19 protein-coding genes are annotated in these 26,403 nt (G+C 60.5%); 11 read left to right on the top strand and 8 right to left on the bottom strand.

Annotation, left to right across the window (positions count from 1 at the left end; all coding sequences use genetic code 11):
• Positions 1 to 179: 179 nt before the first annotated feature.
• Positions 180 to 1,553 (bottom strand): OprD family porin, encoded by a 1,374-nt coding sequence (locus tag ASG55_RS10460; protein ID WP_056786224.1) that lies wholly within the window; start codon positions 1,551 to 1,553, stop codon positions 180 to 182.
• A gap of 364 nt (positions 1,554 to 1,917) precedes the next feature.
• On the opposite strand from ASG55_RS10460, the gene tauA reads away from it, so the two are divergent.
• On the top strand, positions 1,918 to 2,907 hold the full coding sequence (gene tauA, locus ASG55_RS10455) for a taurine ABC transporter substrate-binding protein (protein WP_156388186.1): 990 nt from the start codon (positions 1,918 to 1,920) through the stop codon (positions 2,905 to 2,907).
• A gap of 133 nt (positions 2,908 to 3,040) precedes the next feature.
• Here the strand turns inward: tauA and argA are convergent, their stop codons facing one another.
• On the bottom strand, positions 3,041 to 4,342 hold the full coding sequence (gene argA / locus ASG55_RS10450) for an amino-acid N-acetyltransferase (RefSeq protein WP_016772647.1): 1,302 nt from the start codon (positions 4,340 to 4,342) through the stop codon (positions 3,041 to 3,043).
• Between the two features lie 262 nt (positions 4,343 to 4,604).
• Positions 4,605 to 5,759 carry an acetylornithine deacetylase gene (gene argE / locus ASG55_RS10445; RefSeq protein WP_056786221.1) on the bottom strand — a complete coding sequence of 385 codons (1,155 nt, stop codon included), beginning with the start codon at positions 5,757 to 5,759 and terminating at the stop codon, positions 4,605 to 4,607.
• 156 nt (positions 5,760 to 5,915) lie between these two features.
• On the opposite strand from argE, the gene ASG55_RS10440 reads away from it, so the two are divergent.
• A complete protein-coding gene (locus tag ASG55_RS10440) occupies positions 5,916 to 7,286 on the top strand; it encodes a CYTH domain-containing protein (protein WP_056786219.1) in 1,371 nt (456 codons plus the stop codon).
• Between the two features lie 181 nt (positions 7,287 to 7,467).
• Here ASG55_RS10440 and ASG55_RS10435 read toward each other — a convergent pair whose 3' ends face one another.
• Positions 7,468 to 7,932, bottom strand: a complete 465-nt coding sequence (locus ASG55_RS10435) for an Lrp/AsnC family transcriptional regulator (RefSeq protein ID WP_024014730.1) — start codon at positions 7,930 to 7,932, stop codon at positions 7,468 to 7,470.
• A 125-nt stretch (positions 7,933 to 8,057) separates the two neighbouring features.
• Here ASG55_RS10435 and ASG55_RS10430 point away from each other — a divergent pair, with 125 nt between their 5' ends.
• The 3 genes from ASG55_RS10430 to ASG55_RS10420 all read left to right on the top strand — a co-directional run bounded on the left by ASG55_RS10430 (position 8,058) and on the right by ASG55_RS10420 (position 10,658).
• The gene (locus ASG55_RS10430; protein ID WP_056786217.1) at positions 8,058 to 8,396 is read left to right on the top strand and encodes a hypothetical protein; all 339 of its coding nucleotides are present in this window, start codon (positions 8,058 to 8,060) and stop codon (positions 8,394 to 8,396) included.
• Between the two features lie 92 nt (positions 8,397 to 8,488).
• The gene (locus ASG55_RS10425) at positions 8,489 to 10,273 is read left to right on the top strand and encodes a GspE/PulE family protein (RefSeq protein WP_056786216.1); all 1,785 of its coding nucleotides are present in this window, start codon (positions 8,489 to 8,491) and stop codon (positions 10,271 to 10,273) included.
• A gap of 64 nt (positions 10,274 to 10,337) precedes the next feature.
• The gene (locus ASG55_RS10420; protein ID WP_172667868.1) at positions 10,338 to 10,658 is read left to right on the top strand and encodes a DUF2388 domain-containing protein; all 321 of its coding nucleotides are present in this window, start codon (positions 10,338 to 10,340) and stop codon (positions 10,656 to 10,658) included.
• A 174-nt stretch (positions 10,659 to 10,832) separates the two neighbouring features.
• Here the strand turns inward: ASG55_RS10420 and gcvP are convergent, their stop codons facing one another.
• Positions 10,833 to 13,706: an aminomethyl-transferring glycine dehydrogenase gene (gcvP, locus tag ASG55_RS10415; RefSeq protein WP_056786213.1), complete on the bottom strand. Its 2,874-nt coding sequence runs from the start codon at positions 13,704 to 13,706 to the stop codon at positions 10,833 to 10,835.
• A gap of 457 nt (positions 13,707 to 14,163) precedes the next feature.
• Here gcvP and ASG55_RS10410 point away from each other — a divergent pair, with 457 nt between their 5' ends.
• Both ASG55_RS10410 and ASG55_RS10405 read left to right on the top strand, forming a co-directional pair.
• Entirely contained in the window at positions 14,164 to 15,135 is a 972-nt protein-coding gene (locus tag ASG55_RS10410; RefSeq protein WP_056786210.1) for an IS110 family transposase, read from the top strand.
• Positions 15,136 to 15,346: 211 nt separating this feature from the next.
• Entirely contained in the window at positions 15,347 to 17,200 is a 1,854-nt protein-coding gene (locus tag ASG55_RS10405) for a polyurethane esterase (protein WP_056786208.1), read from the top strand.
• 207 nt (positions 17,201 to 17,407) lie between these two features.
• On the opposite strand, the gene ASG55_RS10400 is transcribed toward ASG55_RS10405, so the two are convergent.
• Complete coding sequence (locus tag ASG55_RS10400) at positions 17,408 to 17,632, bottom strand: YgdI/YgdR family lipoprotein (RefSeq protein ID WP_016774830.1); 225 nt, start codon at positions 17,630 to 17,632, stop codon at positions 17,408 to 17,410.
• A 195-nt stretch (positions 17,633 to 17,827) separates the two neighbouring features.
• Here ASG55_RS10400 and ASG55_RS10395 point away from each other — a divergent pair, with 195 nt between their 5' ends.
• From ASG55_RS10395 to ASG55_RS10380, 4 genes are all read left to right on the top strand, one after another.
• The gene (locus ASG55_RS10395; RefSeq protein ID WP_056786204.1) at positions 17,828 to 19,480 is read left to right on the top strand and encodes a VRR-NUC domain-containing protein; all 1,653 of its coding nucleotides are present in this window, start codon (positions 17,828 to 17,830) and stop codon (positions 19,478 to 19,480) included.
• Complete coding sequence (locus ASG55_RS10390) at positions 19,477 to 21,807, top strand: ATP-dependent DNA helicase (protein ID WP_156388182.1); 2,331 nt, start codon at positions 19,477 to 19,479, stop codon at positions 21,805 to 21,807. The genes ASG55_RS10395 and ASG55_RS10390 overlap by 4 nt, the downstream gene beginning before the upstream one ends.
• Positions 21,800 to 23,719: a hybrid sensor histidine kinase/response regulator gene (locus tag ASG55_RS10385; RefSeq protein WP_056786201.1), complete on the top strand. Its 1,920-nt coding sequence runs from the start codon at positions 21,800 to 21,802 to the stop codon at positions 23,717 to 23,719. The genes ASG55_RS10390 and ASG55_RS10385 overlap by 8 nt, the downstream gene beginning before the upstream one ends.
• A 78-nt stretch (positions 23,720 to 23,797) precedes the next feature.
• Positions 23,798 to 24,331, top strand: coding sequence for a hypothetical protein (locus ASG55_RS10380; protein ID WP_016774826.1), 534 nt, complete (start codon positions 23,798 to 23,800; stop codon positions 24,329 to 24,331).
• Positions 24,332 to 24,565: 234 nt separating this feature from the next.
• On the opposite strand, the gene ASG55_RS10375 is transcribed toward ASG55_RS10380, so the two are convergent.
• On the bottom strand, positions 24,566 to 24,859 hold the full coding sequence (locus ASG55_RS10375; RefSeq protein ID WP_056786199.1) for a hypothetical protein: 294 nt from the start codon (positions 24,857 to 24,859) through the stop codon (positions 24,566 to 24,568).
• Positions 24,860 to 25,043: 184 nt separating this feature from the next.
• The gene (locus tag ASG55_RS10370; RefSeq protein ID WP_056786196.1) at positions 25,044 to 26,387 is read right to left on the bottom strand and encodes a cation:proton antiporter; all 1,344 of its coding nucleotides are present in this window, start codon (positions 26,385 to 26,387) and stop codon (positions 25,044 to 25,046) included.
• Positions 26,388 to 26,403: the final 16 nt, after the last annotated feature.

Raw genomic sequence — 26,403 nt, 5'->3', positions numbered from 1 at the left:
CATTGGACACCAGACGGCATCGCGACGAACATCCAACCAAGGTTCGAGAAGGCCTTGAGTTGCAGCAAAGAGGGAAATCGAGAAGGGCTTACGGGGGTGAGCCTGACTCGAAAACGCAAAAGCCCCGTCCGGCGCGATGCCGGACGGGGCTTTTTTTTGCTTCAGTTGCTCGAGTGCTATTACAGCAGCGGGATCGAGTAGCTGAGGATCAGGCGGTTTTCGTCCTGGTCGCGTTGACCCGGGATGTCGTTGCGCCAGGTTGCGTTTTTCCACATTACGCCAACGTTTTTCAGCGGGCCTTCCGGTACGACGTAAGCAACAGTGAGGTCACGCTCCCACTCGGAACGGCCAGTGGCATTGGTGCTGACTTGTGGCACGCTACTGCCAACACGACCAGTAGTGTCGATGTTATCGCCACGCAGGTAAACCACACCGGCGGTAAGGCCAGGTACGCCTACCTTCGCGAAGTCGTACGAGTAGCGAGCTTGCCAAGTACGTTCGCCAGCGCGAGCGAATTTGGCAATTTGCATGTCGGTAGTGATGTAAGCCGACGAGCCGTCACCCTGGTTCAGCCAAGGGAAGTCGCTGTTGCCGTTACTGACCTGATAACCGCCACCGAAGGTGTGACCTTCAACGGTGTACAGGAACAAACCACTGTACAGGTTGTTGTCGACTTTCCCTTTGGTGATGCCGGTACCGTAGTCACCAGTGGTGTAGTACGCCGGATCATTACCGTTGGCGCCATCGTCACGGCTATTGAAGTAACGCAAATCCGACTTCAATACACCCGGGCCGATTGCCCAGTTGTGCACCAGACCCAGGAAGTGCTGCTTGTAGTAATCCTGCAGGTTGCCGTAGTAGTACTGAGCAGTCAGGTCTTTGGTGATTTTGTAGTCACCGCCACCGTAGATGAACTTGTTACTGTCACGACCGGCAGCGGTGTGAGCGTTGGAGCCCGCAATCGACAACTCTTCGTTGTTGCTGGAGTTCCGACCCTTGGCATGCTCAATCTGACCAGCGACCAGCGTCAGGTCTTTGATCTCACCGGAAGTGATCTGGCCACCCTGGAAAGTTTGTGGCAGCAGACGTCCATCATTGGTCACGATAACCGGCAGTTTCGGCTGCAGGGTACCCAACTTCAATTCCGTCTGGGAGATCTTGGCTTTGGCAGTCAGACCCAGGCTAGAGAAGTTATCGACCGCTTCGCCGTTGGATTTGCTCGGGAATACAGTACCGCCGTAGGAAGTCGAGGTAGCACCGTTGGTGCCGCCACCCGAATCCAGACGCACACCCAACAGGCCGATGGCATCGATACCGAAGCCTACGGTGCCTTGGGTATAACCGGAGATAAACCGCAGATCGAAGCCTTGGCCCCATTCTTCTTGCTTGTTCTGAGCGCCGGCAGCTTTGGTATCGCCGTCACGGTTGTCAGTGTTGATATAGAAGTTACGCAGACCCAGAGTAGCCTTGCTGTCTTCGATGAAACCGGCGGCGCCTGCCTGCTGCGCCATAACCCCAACGGCCACAGCCAGGGCCAAGGTGGACTTGTTCATGTATCGCTCCTCTCGTTCTAATTCTTGTGTTCCTGGTTCGGGGTCGATTTGCCCTGAATCCTAAGATTCGCGATTAGCGCCAGACCGTGACTGCCAAGTCAATCGTAACCTTGTATGTCTACGACCATCGTCTAATCGCGAGTGATTTGGTCCCTGCAGCGTAAAGACTTCCTGATAATCCCAAAAAGAATTTATTCGTTCTTTTTCATGCCATTCAGGTATATGGCCCATTAACGGCCATCCGCGCCGGGAAACAGCGTATCGGCGCCTAAGCTCATTCCTAAATGGTATTTGTTGACCTTTTTTTAGATCGATTAGCTTTGCCGTGCTCCCAACACGGCAAATCCCATCGAAAAGGCGACGCATCATGGCGAAACGCGCACTATCAAGTCAATTTGTTACAGTTTGTGTGTCGGCACTGTTTTCTTTTTCCACACATGCCGCCGGTCTGACGGTCGGTTACCAGACCGGGATCGATCCGAGCAAAGTGCCGCAGGCCGATGGTGTCTATGAAAAAACCATCGGCGAGAAGATCGACTGGCGTCGTTTCAACAGCGGCCCGGAAGTCGTCACTGCCATTGCTTCTGGCGACGTGCAGATCGGCAACCTTGGCTCAAGCCCACTGGCAGCAGCTGCTTCACGCAATCTGCCGATCGTGGCGTTCATCGTTTCGGCACAGATCAATGCCGCCGAAGCATTGGTGGTGCGCAACGGCAGCGGCATCGACAAACCGCAGGACCTGATCGGTAAAACCATCGCCACACCGTTCGTGTCCACCTCGCACTACAGTCTGCTTGGGGCGCTGAAGCACTGGGGCCTGAATACCTCGCAAGTCAAAGTGGTCAACCTGCAACCGGCGGAAATCGCCGCCGCGTGGAAGCGTGGCGACATTGATGGTGCGTTTGTCTGGTCGCCGGCGCTAGGCGAGATCCGCAAGACCGGCAAGACCCTGACCGACGCCGCCCAGGTCGGCCAGTGGGGTGCGCCAACCTTCGAGGTGTGGGTGGCGCGCAAAGACTTTGCCGAGAAGCATCCCGAAGTGGTGGCCAAGTTTGCCAAGGTCACCCTGGAATCGTTCGCTGATTACGCGGCACACAAAGACAGCTGGACGGCCGACTCGGTGCCTGTGCAGAAAATCGCCAAATTGACCGGTGCCAACGCAGCAGATGTACCGGAACTGCTGGCCGGTTCGGCGTTCCCGGATGCCAAGGCGCAGCAAAGCACGGCGCTGCTGGACGGCGGCACCGCCGAGGCCATTGCCGAAACGGCGAAATTCTTGAAGGAACAGGGCAAGGTCGAGACAGTGCTGGCGGATTATTCGCCGTACGTCAGCGCCAAATTCATCACTGACTGAATGCAGAAAGTGGCGAGGGGATTTATCCCCGTTGGACTGCACAGCAGTGCCCCAGCGATTCCAAGTGAAACCACAGGGGGCCGCTACGCGACCCAGCGGGGATAAATCCCCTCGCCACAGACCTCGCTTTTGTTCAGAGGGTCTTTTCGAAGATCTTCGAATTACGCTGATAGTTGTACAGCGACGCCCGCGCCGCTGGCAGGCGTTCGACGCTGCTTGGCTCGAAACCGCGCTCGCGGAACCAGTGCGCGGTGCGCGTGGTGAGTACGAACAGGGTTTTCAAACCCTGCGCCCGCGCGCGGGTTTCGATGCGTTCGAGCAACTCGTCGCCGCGTCCGCCGTGGCGGTATTCCGGATTCACCGCCAGACACGCCAGTTCGCCAGCATCGGAATCGGCAATCTGATACAGCGCCGCACAGGCGATGATCATGCCTTCGCGCTCGACCACGCTGAACTGCTCGATCTCGCGCTCCAGCACTTCCCGCGAGCGGCGTACCAGAATGCCCTGCTCTTCCAGCGGACTGATCAGGTCGAGCAAACCGCCGACGTCTTCAATCGCCGCTTCGCGCACCAGTTCGAACTGCTCCTGCGCCACCAGCGTACCGCCACCGTCACGGGTGAACAGCTCGGTCAGCAGCGCACCATCTTCGGCGTAACTGACGATATGGCTGCGCGCAACGCCGCCTCGACAGGCTTCGGCGGCGGCATCGAGCAATTCCGCTTGATAGTTGCTCATGCCCAGACGCTGCAAATGTGCCGGCACTTGTTGCGGGCGCAGTTCGCGCACCAGTTTGCCGTTTTCGTCGATCAGGCCGAGCTCGGCGCCAAACAACAGCAGCTTGTCCGCGCCCAGATCAATCGCAGCGCGGGTGGCGACGTCTTCGCAGGCAAGGTTGAAGATTTCGCCGGTCGGCGAGTAGCCCAGCGGCGACAACAGCACGATCGAGCGCTCATCCAGCAGGCGATTGATGCCTTTGCGGTCGACCCGACGCACTTCGCCGGTGTGGTGATAGTCGACACCTTCCAGCACGCCAATCGGCCGCGCGGTAACGAGGTTGCCGCTGGCCACGCGCAGGCGCGAGCCCTGCATCGGCGACGAGGCCATGTCCATCGACAGCCGCGCTTCGATGGCGATGCGCAACTGGCCGACCGCATCGATCACACACTCAAGCGTTGCGGCATCGGTGATGCGCATGCCGTGATGGTAATGCGGGGTCAGGCCACGGGCGGCGAGGCGGGTTTCGATCTGCGGGCGCGAGCCGTGCACCAGCACCAGACGCACGCCCAGACTGTGCAGCAAGACCAGGTCGTGGACGATATTGCCGAAATTCGGATGCTCGACGCCGTCGCCGGGAAGCATGACGACGAAGGTGCAATCGCGGTGGGCATTGATGTAAGGAGACGCGTGGCGAAGCCAATTGACGTATTCGGGCATGAACCTGGGCCTGTAATAAAGAGCAGCCGAAAAAAGGGGCGAAACGAAAAACGCACAGCGGGCTGATGGTTATCGTCGAAACAGGCTTGGCGACACGCGCGCTCTCCTCATGAATACGGGTTGTGGTGCAGGCAATTTACCGGGTTGATGCAAGACATTTAACCCAGTGGGAGCGAGCCTGCTCGCGAAAGCGGTGGATCAGGTTCATCAATGGCGACTGACAAAACGCTTTCGCGAGCAGGCTCGCTCCCACACAGGGTCGTCATCGTTCGTCTGTCGTCAGGCAGTAATGTTCAATCAACTGCCGAATCAGATGCACGGTAGGCTGCAAACGTGACATTTCAAGGTACTCGCCGGGCTGATGCGCGCAGGCAATGTCGCCGGGGCCGAGGACTATGGTTTCGCAGCCGAGGCGCTGAAGATAAGGCGCTTCGGTGCCGAACGCTACTGCTTCGGCGCGATGGCCGGTGAGCTTTTCAGCGATGCGCACCAGTTCGGCATCTTCGGACTGCTCGAACGGCGGCACTTCCGGGAACAGCGGTTTGTAATCGATTTTCACCTTATGCCGCTCGGCCACCGGGTTGAGCTTGCGCAGGATTTCCGCGCGCAGCAGGCTCGGGTCCATGCCCGGCAGCGGGCGCAGGTCGAATTCCAGCGAGCACTGGCCGCAGATGCGATTGGGGTTGTCGCCGCCATGGATGCAGCCGAAGTTCATCGTCGGATGCGGCACGCTGAACTGTGGATTGCTGAATTCACGCTGCCACAACAGGCGCAGGCCGCGCAGTTCGCCGATCGCATCGTGCATCGCTTCAAGGGCGCTGTGGCCCAGGCGCGGATCAGACGAGTGGCCGCTCTGCCCGAGGATGTCGATGCGCTCCATCATGATGCCTTTGTGCATGCGAATCGGCTTGAGCCCGGTCGGCTCGCCGATCACCGCCGCGCGGCCCAGCGGTTGCCCGGCCTCGGCCAGCGCGCGGGCGCCGGACATCGAGCTTTCTTCGTCGCAGGTGGCGAGGATCAGCAATGGCTGTTTGAACGGCTGATCGAGCAGCGGCTGCACGGCTTCGATGATCAGCGCGAAGAAGCCCTTCATGTCACAACTGCCCAGCCCGACCCAGCGACCGTCGACTTCGGTGAGCTTCAGCGGGTCGGTCTGCCACAACGCATCGTCGTACGGCACCGTGTCGCTGTGCCCGGCCAGCACCAGCCCGCCGGGGCCGCTGCCGAAACTGGCGAGCAGATTGAATTTGCCGGGGCTGACCTGCTGGATATCGCAGCTGAAACCCAGGTCACCGAGCCAGCGAGCGAGCAGATCGATGACGGCGCGGTTGGACTGGTCCAGGTTCGGTTGGGTACAGCTGACCGATGGCGCGGCAATCAGCGCGGCGAACTGGTCTTGCATGGACGGCAATGGCATCACTGACTCCAGGTCCCGGATTGAGGCCCACTATAGAACCATCCGGCGCGTGGAATAAACCGCCGCAGGGCGTAGGAAGTTTGACTCCTGTACACTGCACGGCCTTGGCAGCCACACATTCCCCCGGCTGCGCTCCCGATTCTGGATGTTCCGGCCATGCAAAAAGAAACTGAAATCAAACTCCGCGTCAGCCGCGAAACCCTCGCTGCCCTGCGCGAGCACCCGCTGCTGAAGAAACGCAACAAAAGTGGCTGGGAACGCCGTGAGTTGATGAACCAGTACTTCGACACCCCCGAGCGCGACCTCGCCCAGGCCAAGGTCGCCCTGCGCCTGCGCAAGGACGGTGACGAAGTGATTCAAACTCTCAAGACCCGCGGCCAGAGCGTCGCCGGTCTGTCCGAGCGTAACGAGTACGACTGGAAACTGCCGAAAGCCAAGCTCGACGTGAAGAAACTCGACGGCGAATGCTGGCCCGAGTCGCTCGCCGAGCTGGACAAGAAAACCCTCAAGCCGATCTTCACCACCGATTTCGTCCGCGAGCGCGCCGAAATCGCCTGGGGCCGTGGCAAGACCAAAGTGGTCATCGAAGCCGCGCTGGACCTCGGTCACGTGGTGGTCGGCAAGCAGAAGGAAGAAATCTGCGAGCTGGAACTGGAGCTGCGCGAAGGCGAGCCTGCTGCGTTGCTGGAACTGGCTGCCGAACTGGCCGAAACCCTGGCGCTGATGCCATGCGATATCAGCAAGGCCGAGCGTGGTTATCGCCTGCACGACGCCAACAGCTACTCGCTGAGCCTGCCAGCGCCGCAGCTGACCAGCGAAACCCGTCTCGACGACGCCTTCGCCGCGCTGAGCTGGCATCTGCTCGGCAGCAGCCAGCGTCTGGCCGAACAATATCGCTTCAACGGCCACTGGCGGCTGTTGCAGGACTGGGTCGAGAACCTCGCGGAAATGCGCGCCCTGCTCAGCAGCCTCGGCCAGGCTGCGCCGCGTCAGTCGACCCACGATTTGCGCGTGGCCCTTGATGCCTTGCTGGAAGACTGGCGTCCACTGGTACAGGTCGGCATCGAAGACGAAGACGTGCGCAAGGCCGCGCCGGAGCAGTTCCTCGAAGAACTGGAAGACCCGCGCTGGGGCCAGTTCTCGCTGAACGCTTCACGCTGGCTGCTGGCCCGCACCTGGACCGCCGACCGCAACACTCGCGGTAATCGTCAGGGTGACGCGCAACTGCACAGCTGGCTGCCGCGCCTGCTCGGCGAAGAAGCCACTGCTCTGCAGCTGCAACGCTATCAGCAGCAGCCGGAAGATCTTGCTGAACAACTGCCGCGTATCGAGCGCATTCAGGTCTGGTTGCACCATGCGCGCAACGTGCTGGACATCCCGGAAATGGATCGCCTGTACGGTGAGCTGAACAAACTGGCGCAACTGGCCAACGAGCCGACCATCACCGACGAACTGCTCGATGCACGCAAGCATCAGGCGATTGCGGTGTACCAGAACCGCGCCTGGAAAATCCTCCTGCGCAGCTAAACACCTTCCCACCTGATCGTTCCCACGCTCTGCGTGGGAACGCCTCAATGGACGCTCTGCGTCCGCTTTGGGACGCAGAGCGTCCCGGGCTGCATTCCCACGCGGAGCGTGGGAACGATCAAGCGGGGTCTGCTGCGCAGCCCAGCGGGGATAAATCCCCTCGCCACAAAGGCCATCCGCACTAGACCGGCAGGCTGGTGGTGGACTTGATTTCAGAAAGCGCCACGATCGAATTCACTTCCTGTATCCCCGGCACCAGCGACAGCTTCTCGAAGAAGAACCGCTCGTACGCCTCGATGTCCGCCGCGACTATGCGCAACATGAAATCCACCGCGCCCATCAGCACATAACACTCCAGCACTTCCGGAAAGCCGCGAATCGCCTCGGTGAATTCAGTGAAGTTCGAACGCCCATGAGCGTTGAGTTTGATCTCGGCAAAGATCTGCGTGTTCAGGCCGATCTTCTTGCGATCCAGCAAGGTCACCTGACCGCGAATAATGCCCTCCTCCTTCATCCGCTGAATCCGCCGCCAGCACGGCGATTGCGACAAGCCGACCTGCTCGGCGATCTGCGCGCTCGACAGCGAAGCGTCTTCCTGGAGCAAGGCGAGGATCTTGCGGTCGTAGGCATCAAGTTCGCTGTGCATAAAAAATCCTCAATGATCAGCTTTCACGAATCAACTCTTTCGATAAATCCGTTCAGACGCCGATCATAGCCAAGAAATACCCCGCACCGAATGTAAAAATTTCTCCACTGATCTGGAGATTTGCCATGCCGCATCTTGAAGCCGTGAACAGCGCGCCTGCCCGCGCCGATGTCTGGAACGTCAACAACGCCCATTGCCTGGCGCAGTACCGGATCCTCGCCGAGGCCGAGCCGGACCTGCTGGTGCGCGTGCTGAATCTGTTCGCCTTGCAGTTTCTGACCCCGGAGCAGATCAACGTCCAGCGCCAGGACGATCTGATGTCGATCGACCTCCTCATGAGCGGCCTGAGCTGGCATCGCGCGCAGGTGATCGCGGAGAAACTGCGCAACCTGATCAGCGTCTGCGCGGTGGACCTGCACAACGCCGACGCCGCGTGGCAAGCGCCCGCCCAGGCGGCCGGCTGACAAATCCGGCAACGGCTTCGTCGGGTAGTGGCCCAACGGTCAGCGGGGCCACGACTATCCTTTTGCGCATGACGCTTAAAAAGGAAAGCCGCATGTCCGTTCAATTTGTCACTCAGGACCGCTGGCTGGACCTCAACGATGTATTACGGGAACTGGTCGCCCAAGGCTTCATCTGCCAGGACGCGGCGGAACAGGCGCTCAATGCCCGCCGTCGCCATGCTGCTCACGGGCAGATGCATCCGCTGGAATTCATCGCCAGCCAGCAACTCGACGACCTCAGCCGTCCGGGCAAACATCTGGATCTGGAAAGCCTGACCCTGTGGCTGGCGCAGCAGGCCGGTCAGCCGTACTTGCGCATTGATCCGCTGAAAATCAATGTCGCGGCGATCACGCCGCTGATGTCCTACGCCTTCGCGCAACGGCACAAGATTCTCGCCGTCGCCGTGGACCGCGATTCGGTCACCGTGGCCAGCGCTCAGCCCTACGTCAGCGGTTGGGAAGCCGACCTGACCCACGTGTTGAAGCTGCCGATCAAACGCGTTGTGGCCAACCCGGTCGACATCCAGCGCTTCAGCGTCGAATTCTTTCGTCTGGCCAAATCGGTCAGCGGCGCCAGCAATGCCGACGCCCAGGGCGGCAACCTCGGCAATTTCGAACAACTGCTCAATCTCGGCGCCAGCGACCAGGAACCGGACGCCAACGACGCGCACATCGTCAACATCGTCGACTGGCTGTTCCAGTACGCCTTCCAGCAGCGCGCCAGCGATATCCACATCGAACCGCGCCGCGAGCACGGCACCGTGCGCTTTCGCATCGACGGCGTGCTGCACAACGTCTATCAATTCCCGCCGCAGGTGACCATGGCGATCGTCAGCCGCCTGAAAAGCCTCGGTCGCATGAACGTCGCGGAAAAGCGCAAACCCCAGGATGGCCGGGTCAAGACCAAGACCCCGGACGGCGGCGAAGTGGAATTGCGTCTGTCGACCTTGCCGACGGCGTTCGGCGAAAAAATGGTCATGCGGATTTTCGACCCGGAAGTGCTGCTGAAGAATTTCGACCAGTTGGGTTTCAGCGCCGACGACCTGCGGCGCTGGCAGGACATGACCCACCAGCCCAACGGCATCATTCTGGTCACCGGGCCGACCGGTTCGGGCAAGACCACCACCCTGTACACCACGCTGAAAAAATTGGCGACGCCGGAGGTCAACCTCTGCACCATCGAGGACCCGATCGAAATGGTCGAGCCGGCCTTCAACCAGATGCAGGTGCAGCACAACATCGAACTGACCTTCGCCGCCGGGGTGCGCGCACTGATGCGGCAGGACCCGGACATCATCATGATCGGCGAGATCCGCGATCTGGAAACGGCCGAAATGGCGATTCAGGCCGCGCTCACCGGCCACTTGGTCTTGTCCACCCTGCACACCAACGATGCACCAAGCGCCATCAGCCGTTTGCTCGAACTCGGCGTGCCGCATTACCTGATCAAGGCCACCGTGCTAGGGGTCATGGCCCAGCGTCTGGTGCGCACGTTGTGCCCGCACTGCAAGGCGCCGCTGACGCTCGAAGATGAAGACTGGCAAACCCTGACCCGGCCCTGGCAGGCGCCGCTGCCGAGCAATGCGCAACGGGCGATCGGTTGCCTGGAATGCCGCGACACCGGCTATCGCGGCCGCGCCGGGGTCTACGAAATCATGCAACTGAGTGACAGCCTCAAGGCGCTGATCACCCCGGATACCGACCTCACCGCGATCAGGCGCCAGGCCTTCAAGGAAGGCATGCGCAGCCTGCGCCTGTCCGGTGCGCAGAAAGTTGCGGCGGGGCTGACCACGGTGGAGGAAGTGCTGCGGGTGACACCGCAAAGTGAGTTGAAATGAGTCGGCACGGAACTGGATTGGGGATCGGCTATCCAACGCCGTAGTCAATCCCAGGAGTCACCTCATCATGCGTCTCAAACTTGCTGTCGCCACCTTGGCCCTGCTGTCGCTTCCCGTTGGTTCGGCCATGGCGGACAGCTTTTGGCGTAACGTCATTTCCTCCGGCGCCACCACCGGCTCGACCTATCTGACGTTCAAGGATCACAAGCTGATCGTTGCCGCCCAGGACGACGCCGGCAGCTTCGTCGCCAGCGACGGCGGCATCCGTGGCCCGTACCTGGAAGCAGCGATGCAGAAAGTCCGCGCCGACAACCCGGGCCTGCAGGCTTCGGACATGGAACTGGCGAACGCGATTCTGGCGAAGAACGCCGTGGCTTCCGAGTAACAAAAAATGCCGCTCAAACGAGCGGCATTTTTTTGCCCGGATTACCGCCTCACCACCATGCCTTGTGGGAGCGAGCCTGCTCGCGAAAGCGGTGAGCCAGTCACCGCAAATGCCGGCTGGACGATTGCTTTCGCAAGCAGGCTCGCTCCCACAGGGGCGGTGGTGATTTAGAGATCAGCGGTAATCATCCACCGGGACACACGCGCAATACAGGTTGCGATCCCCGTAAACGTTGTCCACCCGATTCACCGCCGGCCAATATTTGTGCAATCGGGTGTGCGCATCCGGGGTAATGCCCTGTTCGATGCTGTACGGCCGTTCCCAGATCCCAGTGACATCGGCCAGCGTATGCGGCGCGCGTTTGAGCGGGTTGTCTTCGCCCGGCCAGTTGCCCTTCTGCACTTCATTGATCTCTGCGCGAATACTCAGCATCGCAGCGATGAAACGGTCGAGTTCTGCCTTGGATTCGCTCTCGGTCGGCTCGACCATCAACGTACCGGGCACCGGGAAGGACATGGTCGGCGCGTGGAAGCCGTAATCCATCAGCCGCTTGGCAACGTCTTCCTCGCTGATGCCGGTCTGAGCCTTCAGTGGGCGCAAATCAAGAATGCATTCATGCGCCACCCGGCCGTTGCGCCCGGCGTAAAGCACCGGGAATGCCCCGGATAGATGCTGCGCCAGATAATTTGCCGCCAGAATCGCCACCTCGCTGGCGTCCGCCAGTTGCGGGCCCATCATGGCGATGTACATCCAACTGATCGGCAAAATGCTCGCACTGCCCCACGGTGCTGCGCTGACTGCGCCGTTCTGCGCCAGCGGCCCGTCAATCGGCACCACCGGATGGTTGGCGACGAACGGCGCCAGATGCGCACGGACGCCGATCGGCCCCATGCCCGGCCCGCCGCCGCCATGGGGAATGCAGAAGGTCTTGTGCAGGTTCATGTGCGACACGTCGGCGCCAATGTCCGCCGGTCGGGCGAGACCAACCTGGGCATTGAGATTGGCGCCATCCATGTACACCTGGCCGCCGTGCTGGTGGATCACTGCGCAAATTTCGCTGATGCCCTCCTCGTAAACGCCATGGGTCGACGGATAGGTCGCCATCAGGCACGACAACTTGTTCCCGGCCTCTGCGGCTTTCAGCTTCAAGTCTTCCAGATCGACGTTGCCCGCCTCATCGCATTCGACAATCACCACACGCATTCCGGCCATCTGCGCCGAGGCCGGGTTGGTGCCATGGGCCGACGACGGAATCAGGCAGATATCCCGCGCGCCCTCCCCCCGGCTCTCGTGATATTTACGGATCGCCAAAAGCCCGGCGTATTCGCCCTGGGCGCCGGAATTGGGCTGCATGCAGATAGCATCGAAACCGGTAATCGCGCAGAGCCAACCCTCAAGTTCTTCGATCATCAGTGTGTAACCGACAGCCTGCTCCCTCGGCACGAACGGATGCAGATTGGCGAACTGCGGCCAGGTGATCGGGATCATTTCGCTGGTGGCGTTGAGCTTCATCGTGCAGGAACCGAGCGGAATCATCGACTGATTGAGCGCCAGATCCTTGTTTTCCAGTTGTTTGAGGTAACGCAGCATCTCGGTTTCGCTGTGGTGAGCGTTGAACACCGGATGTTGCAGGTACGGCGTGCTGCGCTGGAGTTCGTCGGGAATTCCCGAGGCGATGTCCTGCGCATCAAGCGCATCAACGCTCAGGCCGTGATCGGCGCCGAGCAGCACATCGAACAGCTTCGCCACGGTGTGTTCATCACAGGTCTCGTCCAGACTCAGACCGACGCGGCCGCGACCAAGAATGCGCAGGTTGATCTGCGCCGCCTGAGCGCTTTCGATGATCGCCGTTTGCGCACCGCCGACCTCCAGGGTCAGGGTGTCGAAGAACTGCTCGTTGAGCCGTTTGATACCGTTGCGCTTGAGTCCCGCGGCGAGGAGGCAGGTCAGGCGATGCACGCGCTGGGCGATACGCTTCAAGCCCTCGGGGCCGTGATACACCGCATAACAGCTGGCGATATTGGCCAGCAGCACCTGCGCGGTGCAGATGTTCGAATTGGCTTTCTCGCGGCGGATGTGTTGCTCGCGGGTTTGCAGGGCCATGCGCAGCGCGACGTTGCCGCGAGCATCTTTCGATACACCGATGATCCGCCCCGGAATCGCTCGTTTGTACTCCTCGCGGCTGGCGAAAAACGCCGCGTGCGGGCCGCCATAACCCATCGGCACACCGAAACGCTGGGACGAACCGAACACCACATCGGCACCCAACTCACCCGGCGGCGTCAGCACCAGCAGGCTGAGCAAATCGGTAGCGACGCAGGCCAGGGCCTGTTGTGCGTGCAGGTGGTTGATCAAGGGTTTGAGATCGCGGATTTCGCCGTGGGTGTCGGGGTATTGCAGCAGCGCGCCGAACACCTCGTGCTGCGCCAGGTTATCCACCGCGTCGACGACCAGCTCGAAGCCGAAACCTTCGGCGCGGGTCTGCACCACGGAGAGGGTTTGCGGATGGCAGTTTTCATCCACAAAAAACAGATTGCTCTTCGACTTCGCCACGCGCCTGGCCAACGCCATGGCTTCGGCCGCTGCGGTGGCCTCATCGAGCAGCGAGGCGTTGGCCAGTTCCAGGCCGGTGAGGTCGATGGTCAGCTGCTGAAAATTCAGCAGGGCTTCGAGCCGGCCCTGGGCGATCTCTGGTTGATATGGGGTGTACGCGGTGTACCAGCCGGGATTTTCCAGTACGTTACGCAGAATGACGGTCGGCGTGACGGTGCCGTGATAGCCCATGCCGATCAGGCTGGTGAACAGCTGATTCTGCTCGGCATAACCGCGCAGTTTCGCCAGCGCAGCCTGTTCGTCGAGTGCCGGCGGCAGATCCAGTGCGCGATTGAAGCGAATCCCCGGCGGCACGGTCTGCTCGATCAGCTCGGCACGACTGCCCAGGCCCAGGCTGTCGAGCATCGCCTGCTGCTCGGCGGCATCCGGGCCAAGGTGGCGGCGCAGAAAGGCTTCGGGATCGCGTAACTGGCTCAGGGACGGCGACTGGGACATGACGGGCTCTCCTGGCTGGCGCTTGGCGTCAATCGACACGGTCAAACCAGCATAGCAGTGCCCTCGAAGATCAAAAGATCGCAGCCTTCGGCAGCTCCTTGTATCTCGACTAACGCTCCGTCAGGAGCGATAGTTCTCGACTGATCATCGAGGGAGGGACTTGGAAGCCGCGCAGCTCCTTAGGCTTTTTGCNAAGATCGCAGCCTTCGGCAGCTCCTTGTATCTCGACTAACGCTCCGTCAGGAGCGATAGTTCTCGACTGATCATCGAGGGAGGGACTTGGAAGCCGCGCAGCTCCTTAGGCTTTTTGCCTGTGACGTAGATCGTGCTCCAGCCCTCCACACTCACTCGTACAGTTCGCACGGTATCTTGGGCCCGCCTGCGGCGAGAGCCCGCATTCGCAAGGTTGGACAGAGTGACGTGATGATCGCAACAGGGAACAAGTGGAGAATCAATCATGTCCGGTTTCGTTGGCGTCGACATCGCAAAGAACACCTTTGATATCGCTACACACCAGCCCAACGGCAAGCACAAAACCAAGGCCAAGCTGGCCAACGATCCAAAGGGCTTTAAAGAGTTTGAGGCGTGGCTAGAAAAAAATGCCGAGCGTTCGGCCCTGATCGTGATGGAAGCCACCAGCGTCTACCATTTGGAGCTCGCGGAATTCGTTTACAACAAAGGCTTCCGGGTCTGCGTCGTGAACCCGGCTACGACCAAAGCGTACGCTGACAGCGAACTGCGCCGCATCAAGACTGATAAAAGCGATGCCAAACTGATCGCCGACTTTGCCCGGGAAAAGGATCAAAAACTTCACCCATGGGCGCCTGAGCCGCTGAAATACCGCCAGTTAAAAGCAATGGTGCGCCGCCTGGATGACCTTCAGGAAATGGAACAAATGGAGCTCAATCGTCTGGACGTTTCCGACGAAAAGGTCAAAGACTCGATCAACTCCGTTCTGCGCCATATCGAAAAAGAGATCGTAGAAACGCATAAGGCGATCAAAAAACACATCGATGACGACCCGGATATGCGTCAGATGCGGGATCTCATCGTAACCATCGACGGCATCGGACAAAAAACGCTTGAACGATTGCTCGCCGAACTGGGTGACTTGCGCAAATACAGTGATCCTCGCCAACTGGTCGCTGCTGCAGGGCTCAATCCAAAGCTGCAGGAATCAGGAAAGCTCAAAGGTCACACCCTGATCTCAAGAGTAGGGTCAGCACGGCTGCGTGCAGGCCTTTACATGCCTGGCATGGTGGCGCTGAAACACAATAAGGCGATCAAGGCGATGAAAGAACGCCTGGAAGCCAATGGCAAGGCCCCCAAGCAGATCATCTGCGCAGCAATGCGCAAGCTGCTGCACTTCGTTTACGGAGTGCTCAAGTCAGGACTGCCATATGACCCGAAACTTGCGCTTGCCCGGTGAGGCTCAAGACGGTATCTACAGGGCAAGCTGCTGCACTTCGTTTACGGAGTGCTCAAGTCAGGACTGCCATATGACCCGAAACTTGCGCTTGCCCGGTGAGGCTCAAGACGGTATCTACAGAGGATGTGCAAGATGTAACGAATGCTCCAGAGCCCCGCGCTCTGGCTGTGAGCTATCTCTGACAATTCCAACAACAAGAGAGGCAATGGCAATGGGTGTATACGACTACAAGAACTTCGGCACAGCCGATTCCAAGGCGCTGTTCAGTGATGCCATGGCGATCACGCTGTATTCCTATCACAACCTCGATAACGGCTTCGCCGCCGGTTATCAGCACAACGGCTTCGGCCTTGGCCTGCCGGCGACGCTGGTCACCGCACTGATTGGCGGCACCGATTCGCAAGGGGTGATCCCCGGTATCCCGTGGAATCCCGACTCGGAAAAACTCGCCCTCGATGCCGTGCAAAAGGCCGGCTGGACGCCCATCACCGCTGCGCAATTGGGCTACGACGGCAAGACCGATGCACGCGGGACGTTTTTCGGCGAGAAGGCCGGCTACACCAGCGCGCAGGTGGAAATCCTCGGCAAGTACGATGCCCAGGGTCACCTCACCGAACTGGGGATCGCCTTTCGCGGCACCAGCGGCCCGCGCGAAATCCTCATTGGTGATTCGATTGGCGACGTGATCAACGATCTGCTCGCGGCGTTCGGCCCGGCCGATTACGCAAAAAACTACGTCGGCGAAGCTTTCGGCAATCTGCTCAACGATGTCGTCGCATTCGCCCGGGCCAACGGCCTCAGCGGCAAGGACGTGCTGGTCAGCGGCCACAGCCTGGGCGGTCTGGCGGTGAACAGCATGGCTGACTTAAGCACTGGCAAGTGGGGCGGTTTCTTCGCCGATTCCAACTACATCGCCTACGCCTCGCCGACCCAGAGCAGCGGCGACAAGGTGCTGAATATCGGCTACGAAAACGACCCGGTGTTTCGCGCCCTCGACGGTTCGACCTTCAGCAGTGCCTCGGTGGGTGTGCACGACGCGCCGCATGCCTCGACCACCGACAACATCGTCAGTTTCAACGATCACTACGCCTCGAACGCCTGGAACGTGCTGCCGTATTCGATCCTGAATGTCCCGACCTGGATTTCGCACCTTCCCACTGGCTACGGCGACGGCATGACCCGCGTGCTGGAGTCGAAGTTCTACGACCTGACCAGCCGCGACTCGACGATCATCGTCGCCAACCTGTCCGACCCGGCGCGGGCCAACACTTGGGTACAGGACCTCAACCGTAACGCCGAAACCCACAAGGGCAGCACGTTCATTATTGGCAGTGACGGCAATGACCTGATCCAGGGCGGCAGCGGCAATGACTATCTGGAGGGCGGCACCGGCAACGACAGCTTCCGCGATAACGGCGGCTACAACGTCATTCTGGGCGGGCAGGGCAACAACACGCTCGACTTGCAGCAAACAGTGAAGAACTTTGATTTCGCCAACGACGGTGCCGGCAACCTGTACATCCGCGATGCCAACGGCGGGATCAGCATTACCCGCGACATCGGCAGCATTGTCAGCAAAGAGCCGGGTTTTCTCTGGGGCGTGTTCAAGGACGACGTGTTGCACAGCGTTACAGCGACGGGGCTGAAAGTCGGCAGCAACCTCACCGCTTATGAGGCCAGTGTGAAAGGCACGGCGGGTGCTGACACGCTCAAGGCGCATGCGGGCGGTGACTGGCTGTTTGGCCTTGAGGGCAATGATCATTTGCTCGGCGGCGCGGGCAATGATGTGTTTGTCGGCGGCGCTGGCAATGACCTGCTGGAATCGGGCGGCGGGGCGGATACGTTTCTGTTCCACGGCGCGTTCGGCCAGGATCGTGTGGTTGGCTATACGGCCGATGACAAACTGGTGTTTCTCGGCGTACAGGGTGTGTTGCCGGGGGATGATTTGCGCGCCCATGCGTCGGCGGTCGGGCAGGATACCGTACTGACGTTTGGTGGGGATTCGGTGACGTTGGTGGGGGTGGCGCTGGGGAGTTTGAGCGACGACGGGGTGGTTATCGCCTGAGGTTGATGCGGGGCCTGTGCCGGCCCCTTCGCGAGCAGGCTCGCTCCCACAGGGGATTTGTGAACGACGCAGATCCAGTGTGTGATCGTTCCCACGCTCCGCGTGGGAATGCAGCCCGGGACGCTCTGCGTCCCACTCGAGAGCCGAACGCGGAGCGTCCGTGGAGGCATTCCTTTGCTGCGCATGGGAACGATCATTCAGGCCAAGTCAGTCTTCCTTGCGAACGGTCGCGACTTCATCGGCGCGAACCTTGACCTTGGCGCCAGAGATGTCTTCGAATTCGTAAAAACCATCTTCGGTCTCGGTTTTCGGCATGTCCTCAGTCAGGTACTGGGTGCCGTTCTGCAACGTCACCACGGTCTGGGTCGAACAGCCGCCCAGCGCCAACAGGGCTGCGACCGCTACAGGAATGCCCAGCATCTTGATTTTCATACCCACCTCTGACTCCTTGCTTGAATGTGATTGCGGGCATTGTCGGCCCTGTAACGCGGTTGGTGCCAGCAGCGGCGGAAAAGTTCGATGGCGGCGCGAAAAAATGCCATTGATCTTTTTCCGTTTGCGCCGGGCAGGGCTGAGCTGTTATCTGTACGCATAACCAGTGTTCGCTTGCCGTGGCTTTGAATTCCCGTGACCTCCAACCCTCTCGACGATCCGTTCTATTACCTCAACAACTTCCGGCAAGTGCTTGATTGGCTTGGGCTTCGCTATGCCGATGTGATGAGCGCAAGCGAGCACGGCTTCATCCGCGACTTCAACACGCTGCCGCAAGCCTCGCAGGGATTGCTGGTGCGCATGGTCATGCGCAAGGGCATTCACTTTCGCGCGAGCAAACTCAACTATCTGGAAATCGGCGACATTGCCGAGGCGGCGCGGCCGTTGCTCGAACACGGCTGGCTCGACGAACACGCTGCGCTGACCCTGGCAGAGCTGTTTGATGTCCTGCTCAAGGCCGAGCTGCTGCAAGCGTTCGGCACCTTTATAGAACAGCCGAAAGGGCGCAAGGACGAGTGGCTGCCGGTGCTGGCCGAACAGTTCAGCGAGGCGCAGCCCCTGCGTGTCTGGGCGCCGCAACTGGCTGAGCGGCTGTTCAGCCTGACCCTGATGGACCTGTGCGATCGCCTGCGCCTGATGTTCTTCGGCAATCTGTATCAGGACTGGTCGGAGTTCGTGCTGGCCGACCTGGGCATCTTCACTTATGAAAAAGTCGAGTTCTGCGCCGACTCCCGAGGCCTGCGCAGCCGCGAAGACGTCGACGCCTGCCTGTTCCTGCATCAATGCCAGTTGCGCTTTGAAGCCGGTGAAGCGCTGGACGAGATCGTCGAACAGATCGACGCCGTGCAATTCGACAACCCGTGGCTGCGCCGCCGGCAAGCCAAGGCGTTGTTCCAGATCGGCCAGTACGCCGAGCGCATCGGCGACTTTGCCCTGGCCCTGAGTGTTTACCGCGACTGCGCCTACCCGGGCGCACGGCTGCGGATGATCCGTGTGCTCGAACGCTGCGGCGAATATGCATTGGCGCTGGAACTCGGCACGCTGGCCGAACAGGCACCGCAAAGTGCGGCCGAGCTGCAAGGCTTGCAGCGCATCGTCCCGCGTCTGCGGCGCAAACTCGGTGGCCCGCCGCTCAAACGTGCCAAGGCCAGAGAGGTCGAGCGCCTCGACTTGCACTTGCCGCGCATCGATCCGGCGCGGTCGGTGGAATTTCACGTACAAGCGCACTTGCACGCCGATGACGGCCCGGTGCATTACGTCGAGAACAGCCTGATCAATTCACTGTTCGGGCTGTTGTGCTGGCCGGCGATCTTCGCGCCGTTGCCGGGTGCGTTTTTCCACCCGTTCCAGCGCGGCCCGGTGGATCTGCTCAGTGAAGACTTCCTCGAGCGCCGCGCCGAGCTGTTCCAGGCCTGTTTGGGCGAACTCGATAATGGCCGCTACGCCGAGACGATTCGCCAGCGCTTCGTCGACAAGTGGGGCATCCAGTCGCCGTTCGTGTTCTGGGGCGCGCTCAACGAAGACTTGCTGGAACAGGCGCTGGCCTGTCTGCCCGCCGAACACCTGAAACACTGGTTCAATCGCCTGCTGCTCGACATCAAGGCCAACCGCGCCGGCATGCCGGATCTGATCCAGTTCTGGCCGCAGCACAAGACCTACCGGATGATCGAAGTCAAAGGCCCCGGCGACCGCTTGCAGGACAATCAACTGCGCTGGCTGGAGTTCTGCCACGAGCACCAGATGCCGGTGGCGGTGTGTTACGTGCAATGGGCGGAGCAGAGCGCTTGAGTTACAGCGTTGCCGTGCGTGCACTGTGCGAGTTCACCGCCAAGACCGGTGATCTCGACCTGCGCTTCACCCCGTCACCAACGGCGCTCGAAGGCATCGTCGGCCATCGCACCGTGGCGTCGCGGCGCAGTGAGCAGTACCAGAGCGAAGTGGCGCTGCAAGGCGAATTCGGCGAGCTGAAGGTCAAGGGCAGGGCGGATGGCTACGACCCGGCGCAAAACTGCCTGGAAGAAGTCAAAACCTATCGCGGCGACCTCAGCAGGCAACCGGCCAATCACCGCCAGTTGCACTGGGCGCAGGCGAAAATCTACGGCTGGTTGATGTGCCAGAAACTGCAATTGCAGCAGATCAATCTGGCGCTGGTGTATTTCGACGTCGTCAGCGAAAAGGAAACCTGCCTGGTCGAATCCCACAGCGCCGAGTCACTCCAGACGTTTTTCACGCAGCAGTGCGGCTTGTTCCTGCAATGGGCCGAGCAGGAAATGGCCCATCGCGAAGCGCGCAATCTGGCCGCGCAGCAACTGCCGTTCCCGCATGCGGATTTTCGTCCCGGCCAACGGCATCTGGCCGAATCAGTGTTCAAAGCCGTCAGCACCGGCCGCTGTCTGATGGCCCAGGCGCCGACCGGCATCGGCAAAACCCTTGGCACGCTGTTTCCGATGCTCAAGGCCCTGGCGCCGCAGCAACTGGACAAGGTGTTCTTTCTCACCGCCAAGACTCCCGGACGCAAACTGGCGCTGGATGCCAGTCAGGTGTTGTTCAAGCAGACGCCTGAGTTGCCGCTGCGGGTGATGGAAATGGTTGCTCGCGACAAGGCCTGCGAACATCCGGACAAAGCCTGCCACGGTGAATCCTGTCCGTTGGCCCAGGGGTTTTATGATCGCCTGCCGGCTGCCCGCGAATCTGCCAGCCATATCAATCTGCTGGATCAGGCGGCAATGCGTGAAGTTGCCGCGCAGCACAGCGTATGCCCGTATTACCTGAGTCAGGAAATGGCCCGTTGGGCGGATGTGGTGGTTGCCGACTACAACTATTACTTCGACTTCAGCGCGCTGCTGTTCGGCCTGGCCCAGCTCAATCAATGGAAAGTCGCGGTGCTGGCCGACGAGGCGCACAACCTGGTCGAACGCGGCCGGCAAATGTACAGCGCCAGTCTCGACCAGTTCACCCTCGCCAGCGTGCGCAAAACCGCGCCGGCAGCGCTGAAGAATTCCCTGCAACGGGTCAACCGCGAATGGAACGCGCTGCATGCGCCGCAACTGGCGGCGTATCAGGCGTACGACAAGGCGCCGGACAAGCTCCTGCACGCCATCTCGCTGTGTTGCGCGGCCATTGGTGATTACCTCAACGAGCATCCGCAAGGCCTCGACAGCAGCTTGCAGAATTTCTATTTCGATCTGCTGCAATTCGCCCGGGTCGCCGAGCTGTACGACGAGCATTACCTGTTCGATATCAGCAAACGCGATCTCGACCGCAAGCGTCCGCTGTCGCAACTGTGCCTGCGCAACGTGGTGCCGGCGGCGTTCATCGGCCCGCGCCTGAGCGCGGCGCGCAGCAGCGTGCTGTTCTCGGCCACGCTGAGCCCGCGCAATTATTACGCCGACCTGCTCGGCACGCCCGCCGACACGGTGTGCATCGACGTCGAATCGCCGTTCAGCGCCGAGCAGTTGCAGGTGCACATCGTCAGCCAGATCTCCACGCGTTTTAACCATCGCCAGGCCTCGCTGGAGCCTATCGTCGAGCTGATCGCGCGCCAGTTCAGCGAGCGCCCGGGCAACTATCTGGCGTTCTTCAGCAGTTTCGATTACCTGCAACAGGTCGCGACCTTATTGGCCGAGCGCCATCCGCACATCACCCAGTGGCTGCAATCGCGGGGCATGGCCGAGGGCGCGCGGCAGGCGTTTCTCGACCAGTTCAGCGCCGACAGCCAGGGCGTCGGGTTTGCGGTGCTGGGCGGGGCGTTTGGCGAGGGCATCGATTTGCCCGGCGCGCGGCTGATCGGCGCGTTCATCGCCACGCTGGGGCTGGCGCAGCTCAACCCGGTCAACGAGCAGATGAAGCGGCGCATGGCGGCGATTTTTGGCGCCGGCTACGATTACACATATCTGTACCCGGGCATGCAAAAAGTCGTACAAGCCGCCGGGCGGGTGATTCGCACCCGTGAGGATCGCGGCACGGTCATGCTCATTGATGACCGCTTTGCCGAAAGCCGCATCCAGCAACTGCTGCCGCAGTGGTGGGCAATCAAAAGCGAGCCGGCACTTTCCAAATCAGTGGATTCACGCATACTTCAGCCCATGACAGTGGCTGGTGAGTGTGATGAGTGAAAACAACAGTACCGCAGCGATCGAAGACAGCCGTTTCCGGCTATTGATCGACGCGGTTGTCGACTATGCGATCTACATGATCGACCCCGACGGTACCATCACCAGTTGGAACTCCGGCGCCAAACGCTTCAAGGGCTACGAAGAAGCGGAAATCATCGGCGAGCATTTCTCGCGCTTCTATACCCCGGAAGACCGCGCCAACGGCATGCCGCAACGGGCGCTGGACACAGCGATCCGTGAAGGTCGCTTCGAAGGCGAGGGCTGGCGCGTGCGCAAGGACGGCACGCACTTCTGGTCGCACGTGGTGATCGACCCGATCATCGACCCCAACGGCAAGCTGCTCGGTTTCGCCAAGATCACCCGCGACCTCACCGACCGCAAAATGGCCGAGGAAACCCTCAAGCAAAGCGAACAGCAGTTCCGCCTGCTGGTGCAGGGCGTCACCGACTACGCGATCTACATGCTCAGCCCCGAAGGTTGCGTCAGCAACTGGAACCAGGGCGCGCAGCGCATCAAGGGTTACCTGCCGGAAGAAATCATCGGCCAGCATTTTTCGATTTTCTACACCCCCGAAGACCGCGAACTCGGCGAGCCGCAGCGCTCGCTGGAGATTGCCACCCGCGAAGGCCGGTTCGAGAGCCGCAGTTGGCGGATGCGCAAGGACGGCACGCGGTTTCTTGCCCACGTGGTCGTCGATGCGATTCGCGGCGACACCGGCACGCTGCTCGGCTTTGCCAAGATCACCCGTGATGTGACCGAGGCGCACGAGGCGCAGCAGGCCCTGGAAAAGACCCGCGAGGCGTTGTTCCAGGCGCAGAAGATGCAGGCGATCGGCCAACTCAGCGGCGGCATCGCCCATGACTTCAACAACCTGCTGACGGTGATTCTCGGCAACCTCGAGATCGTGCAGAAACGCATCGGCGACGCGCCGAAAATCGCTCGTCTGCTGGAAAACGCCACCCAGGGTGCCTTGCGCGGTGTTTCGCTGACCCAGCGCATGCTGGCCTTCGCCCGGCGTCAAGAGCTCAAAACCGAATCGGTGGATATCCCGCAATTGGTGCAAGGCATCACCGGGCTGCTGCGCAGTTCGCTCGGACCGGGCATTCGTATCGAAACACGCTTTCCCGACGACCTGCAGCCAGTGCTGGCCGATAGCAATCAGCTGGAACTGGCGATCCTCAATCTCGCCACCAATGCCCGCGATGCCATGCCCGACGGCGGCACGGTGATCATTCAGGCGCAAGCCGAAGTGGTGCTGGAACAAACTCATTCGACCCTCGCGGCGGGGCGTTACGTGTGCCTGAGCCTGATCGACAGCGGCGAAGGCATGGACGAAGCCACGCTGGCCTGTGCCCGCGATCCGTTCTTCACCACCAAAGGCCTGGGCAAAGGCACCGGGCTTGGCTTGTCGATGGTGCACGGCTTCATCGAGCAGTTGGGCGGGCGCTTTATTCTGAAAAGCGAGAAGGGCCACGGCACGGCAGCCGAGCTATGGATTCCGGTGGCGCTTGAGCGGGCGGTCAGTCGCCCGGCGTACAGCAACGCCGCGCCGCTCGCAGTGCCGAGACTCAGCGTGCTGGTGGTCGATGACGATTCGCTGGTGCTGACCAGCACCAGCCTGCTGCTCGAAGACCTCGGCCACCGCGTCATCGGCGCGACCTCCGGCGCCCAGGCGCTGGCGCTTTTCGATCAGGGCGAAGTCATCGATCTGGTGATCACCGACATGGCCATGCCAAAAATGAGCGGCGCGCAACTGGCTCACGCCTTGCGTATGCTCAAGCCGGATTTGCCGATCATTCTCGCCACTGGATACGCCGAACGTTTGGAAGGCTTCGCCGCCGATCTGCCGCGTCTGCCGAAACCGTTCACTCAGTTGAATCTGGTCCAGATCATCGCCCAGTCGATGAAGTAACGCGCTGGTCGATCCGGCTGAACTAGTGCTGACGCGTGCCTTTCCAAAAGTCTTGTTCACTTTTGGAGGGCACGTCTCTTGTCACGCATATTGACCCAGCCAAGCGCTGTTGAAGAAGCCTTGGCCGAACACGACGCCAAGATGTTTGGCTCACCCAAGGAGCGGCTGGATTTCTACCGCCGGGAAATCCAGTACGAAACCAGCATCCTCGCCAACCGTACTGACGCCTACCTGGCGGCGCAGTCGTTTCTGGTCATTGCTTTCGCTTCGTGCATGGCCAACCTCAATCCCGAGTGGGGCAAGATGTTCACCCTTGTCGTGCCGCCTTTTCTGGCGCTGCTCGGCGTGCTCAGCTCACTGAACGCCTGGCCGGGGATTCGTGCGGCGTACGACATCATCGATCACTGGCACTTCAAGCAGAGCCAGTTGCTGCACAGCGAACCGGTGATGGGCGCGGCGTATGACGAGTCTCCACTGTTCAGCGAAATGGAATCGAGCCACAAGGGCTATCGCAAGTCGTTGCTGTTCTCGGTGCGCACGCCTTGGATTTTTGCGACGTTCTGGGTGATGTTGGGGGTGTATGCGGTGTTTATTCAGGTGACCAATCCTTGAGGTGGATTGGTCGGGGGCAGGGGACAGGTGCTGAATTTTGTGGTGTTAGTGAGATCTTACCCCCTCACCCCAGCCCTCTCCCCCAAGGGGGCGAGGGGGAAAGGGAGCAGATCTTCATGCTTTTCAAAATCTACATTCGGCGCGGTACGCCAGGTCGGTGTAGCACGTGAGAACACCCCGGTCAGTCCCCTCTCCCTCGGGGAGAGGGCTAGGGTGAGGGGCTTTTGACTTTTATCACGCAATTTCCAGCTCACGCCGCGGTGTAACAGCATTCTGCACCGCTGCCGGAATAGGCGGGAAATCCTCATTCAGCACACACAGATGATCAATTGCATCTTCAAATTTCGCATCGGCTTTCTTGCGCAGTGCCCGGTATTGCTCAAAGCGTTCGAAGTCGGTCGGGGTCTGTTCCAGCAGCGCGTTGGCCGCTCGGTTCAGTTCGTGGGCTTCTTCGAACAGTTGACGATTGCGTTCCAGAGCCAGTGCTCTGCAAGCCTTGATTTGCGCAGGAGTCGAGCATTCGTTCATGACTGTGACCTTGTTTGTGTCGGGGTTCCGTTTGATAGGCTGTTCACCGCAGGGGAACCGAACCTGCCGGGTCGCGCTGGATGGTTGGCGCGGTTAAAGGTGTGACCCTTGGGTCGCGCCCGGCGATCCATTTTTTTGTAGAAAAATCTTCGATGATTTTCGGCAAAGCGCAGCGGTTGAAGAATCAGCTTTTTCGTTGCTTCAGACTTTCATAGCGCGCCAGCATCGGCTGTGTGCTGATGCCATGCAGCAGGATACTCAGGGCCACCACCGACAACGTGATGTCGGTACAGACCTTGGCCACGTCGGAATCGAGGCCATGGTTCAGGGCGAAGAACAGATAGAACAGGCTGCCGATGCCACGAATGCCAAACCAGCCGATCAACAAACGCTGCGGTCCGCTGAGCAGATTGCCCCACGGCATCAGCGCCACGCTCAGTGGACGAATCAGACAGAACAGCACGGCGCCAATCCACAAGGCCCGCCAGTCCCAATGCGCAATCAGCACGACACCGAGCAGGGTCACTAGAAACACTTCCATCGCCCGCTCGACCAGACTGCCGAATGCGAGCATGTCGCCCATCATGATTCCCGCCGCGACCTGGCTGTCTTCCAGCTTCTCGGTGTCGCCGTGCACGGCGTTCTGTGGTTCGACGTTCTGATGACCGACCACCGGCTGCACCAGATGCTCGGCAGGCGCTTGGGTGATGCCCGTGGATTTCACTTCCTCCTGACGCAGACCCAGGCCAGCAGCGAAGACCGCGAGAAAGCCGTAGCCGCCAATGGCGTCGGCCACCACGTAGGACAGCGCGATCAGCGCGAGGGTCAGGTAATCGTTCGGGCCGAGGGTGCTGTCCTCGTTGTGAATGCGTAGTAACAGAGCGATGCGGCCAATGCCGCGCCCCATCCAGTAACCGGTGAGCAAACCCGCCGGCACCGCCCACAACAGACTGCGAAGCACCCAGTGCTGCCATTCGCCAGCGCTGCCGTCACCGTGCAGCAACAGCAGACCGAGAATCACGAAAGGGAAAGCCACGCCATCATTGAGCCCGGCTTCTCCGGAGAGGCCGAAGCGCACGCTGTCGACGTCCTGCGCATCATTGACCTGCACCAGTGCGGCGAGCACCGGGTCGGTCGGGGCCAGAATCGCGCCGATCAGCAGGGAAGGCCCCCACGGCAATTGCAGGCCCCAATGCAACAGCAGGCACACGCCGATAATCGTCAGAATCATTACCGGCCCGGCCAGACCAAAAGCGATACGCCAGGTCTTGTGGGTCAACGGCAACCGCAGCTTCAGACCGCAGACGAACAAGGAAAAGAGCACCGCGACTTCAGTCAGGTGCTCCATCCACAATGATGATTCTTCCAGCGGCAATTGCAGCAGGTCGAGGCCGCTGGGGCCGATGGCGATGCCGAGCAGCAGGCACACCGCCGAGGTGGTGACCGGCATCCAGCGCAACCAAGACGACGTCAGGGCCAGCGTCAGCAGCACGGCGCCGAGCACCGCGACCCATACGCCGAAACTCATGACCGCTCACTTCGGT

It is taken from the genome of Pseudomonas sp. Leaf434 (assembly GCF_001425545.1).
Lineage (GTDB): Bacteria > Pseudomonadota > Gammaproteobacteria > Pseudomonadales > Pseudomonadaceae > Aquipseudomonas > Aquipseudomonas siliginis.
The sequence above is the reverse complement of the archived record's forward strand: the minus strand, read 5'-3'. Positions and strand labels throughout refer to the sequence as shown.

Excerpts from the sequence above, each read along its gene's own strand:
- ASG55_RS10405 (WP_056786208.1), top strand. The coding sequence starts at position 15,347 with ATGGGTGTATACGACTACAAGAACTTCGGCACAGCCGATTCCAAGGCG.
- ASG55_RS10425 (WP_056786216.1), top strand. The coding sequence starts at position 8,489 with ATGTCCGTTCAATTTGTCACTCAGGACCGCTGGCTGGACCTCAACGAT.
- ASG55_RS10375 (WP_056786199.1), bottom strand. The coding sequence starts at position 24,859 with ATGAACGAATGCTCGACTCCTGCGCAAATCAAGGCTTGCAGAGCACTG.
- ASG55_RS10385 (WP_056786201.1), top strand. The coding sequence starts at position 21,800 with ATGAGTGAAAACAACAGTACCGCAGCGATCGAAGACAGCCGTTTCCGG.
- ASG55_RS10430 (WP_056786217.1), top strand. The coding sequence starts at position 8,058 with ATGCCGCATCTTGAAGCCGTGAACAGCGCGCCTGCCCGCGCCGATGTC.
- argA (WP_016772647.1), bottom strand. The coding sequence starts at position 4,342 with ATGCCCGAATACGTCAATTGGCTTCGCCACGCGTCTCCTTACATCAAT.
- gcvP (WP_056786213.1), bottom strand. The coding sequence starts at position 13,706 with ATGTCCCAGTCGCCGTCCCTGAGCCAGTTACGCGATCCCGAAGCCTTT.
- argE (WP_056786221.1), bottom strand. The coding sequence starts at position 5,759 with ATGCCATTGCCGTCCATGCAAGACCAGTTCGCCGCGCTGATTGCCGCG.
- ASG55_RS10370 (WP_056786196.1), bottom strand. The coding sequence starts at position 26,387 with ATGAGTTTCGGCGTATGGGTCGCGGTGCTCGGCGCCGTGCTGCTGACG.
- ASG55_RS10460 (WP_056786224.1), bottom strand. The coding sequence starts at position 1,553 with ATGAACAAGTCCACCTTGGCCCTGGCTGTGGCCGTTGGGGTTATGGCG.
- ASG55_RS10435 (WP_024014730.1), bottom strand. The coding sequence starts at position 7,932 with ATGCACAGCGAACTTGATGCCTACGACCGCAAGATCCTCGCCTTGCTC.
- ASG55_RS10440 (WP_056786219.1), top strand. The coding sequence starts at position 5,916 with ATGCAAAAAGAAACTGAAATCAAACTCCGCGTCAGCCGCGAAACCCTC.
- ASG55_RS10400 (WP_016774830.1), bottom strand. The coding sequence starts at position 17,632 with ATGAAAATCAAGATGCTGGGCATTCCTGTAGCGGTCGCAGCCCTGTTG.
- ASG55_RS10410 (WP_056786210.1), top strand. The coding sequence starts at position 14,164 with ATGTCCGGTTTCGTTGGCGTCGACATCGCAAAGAACACCTTTGATATC.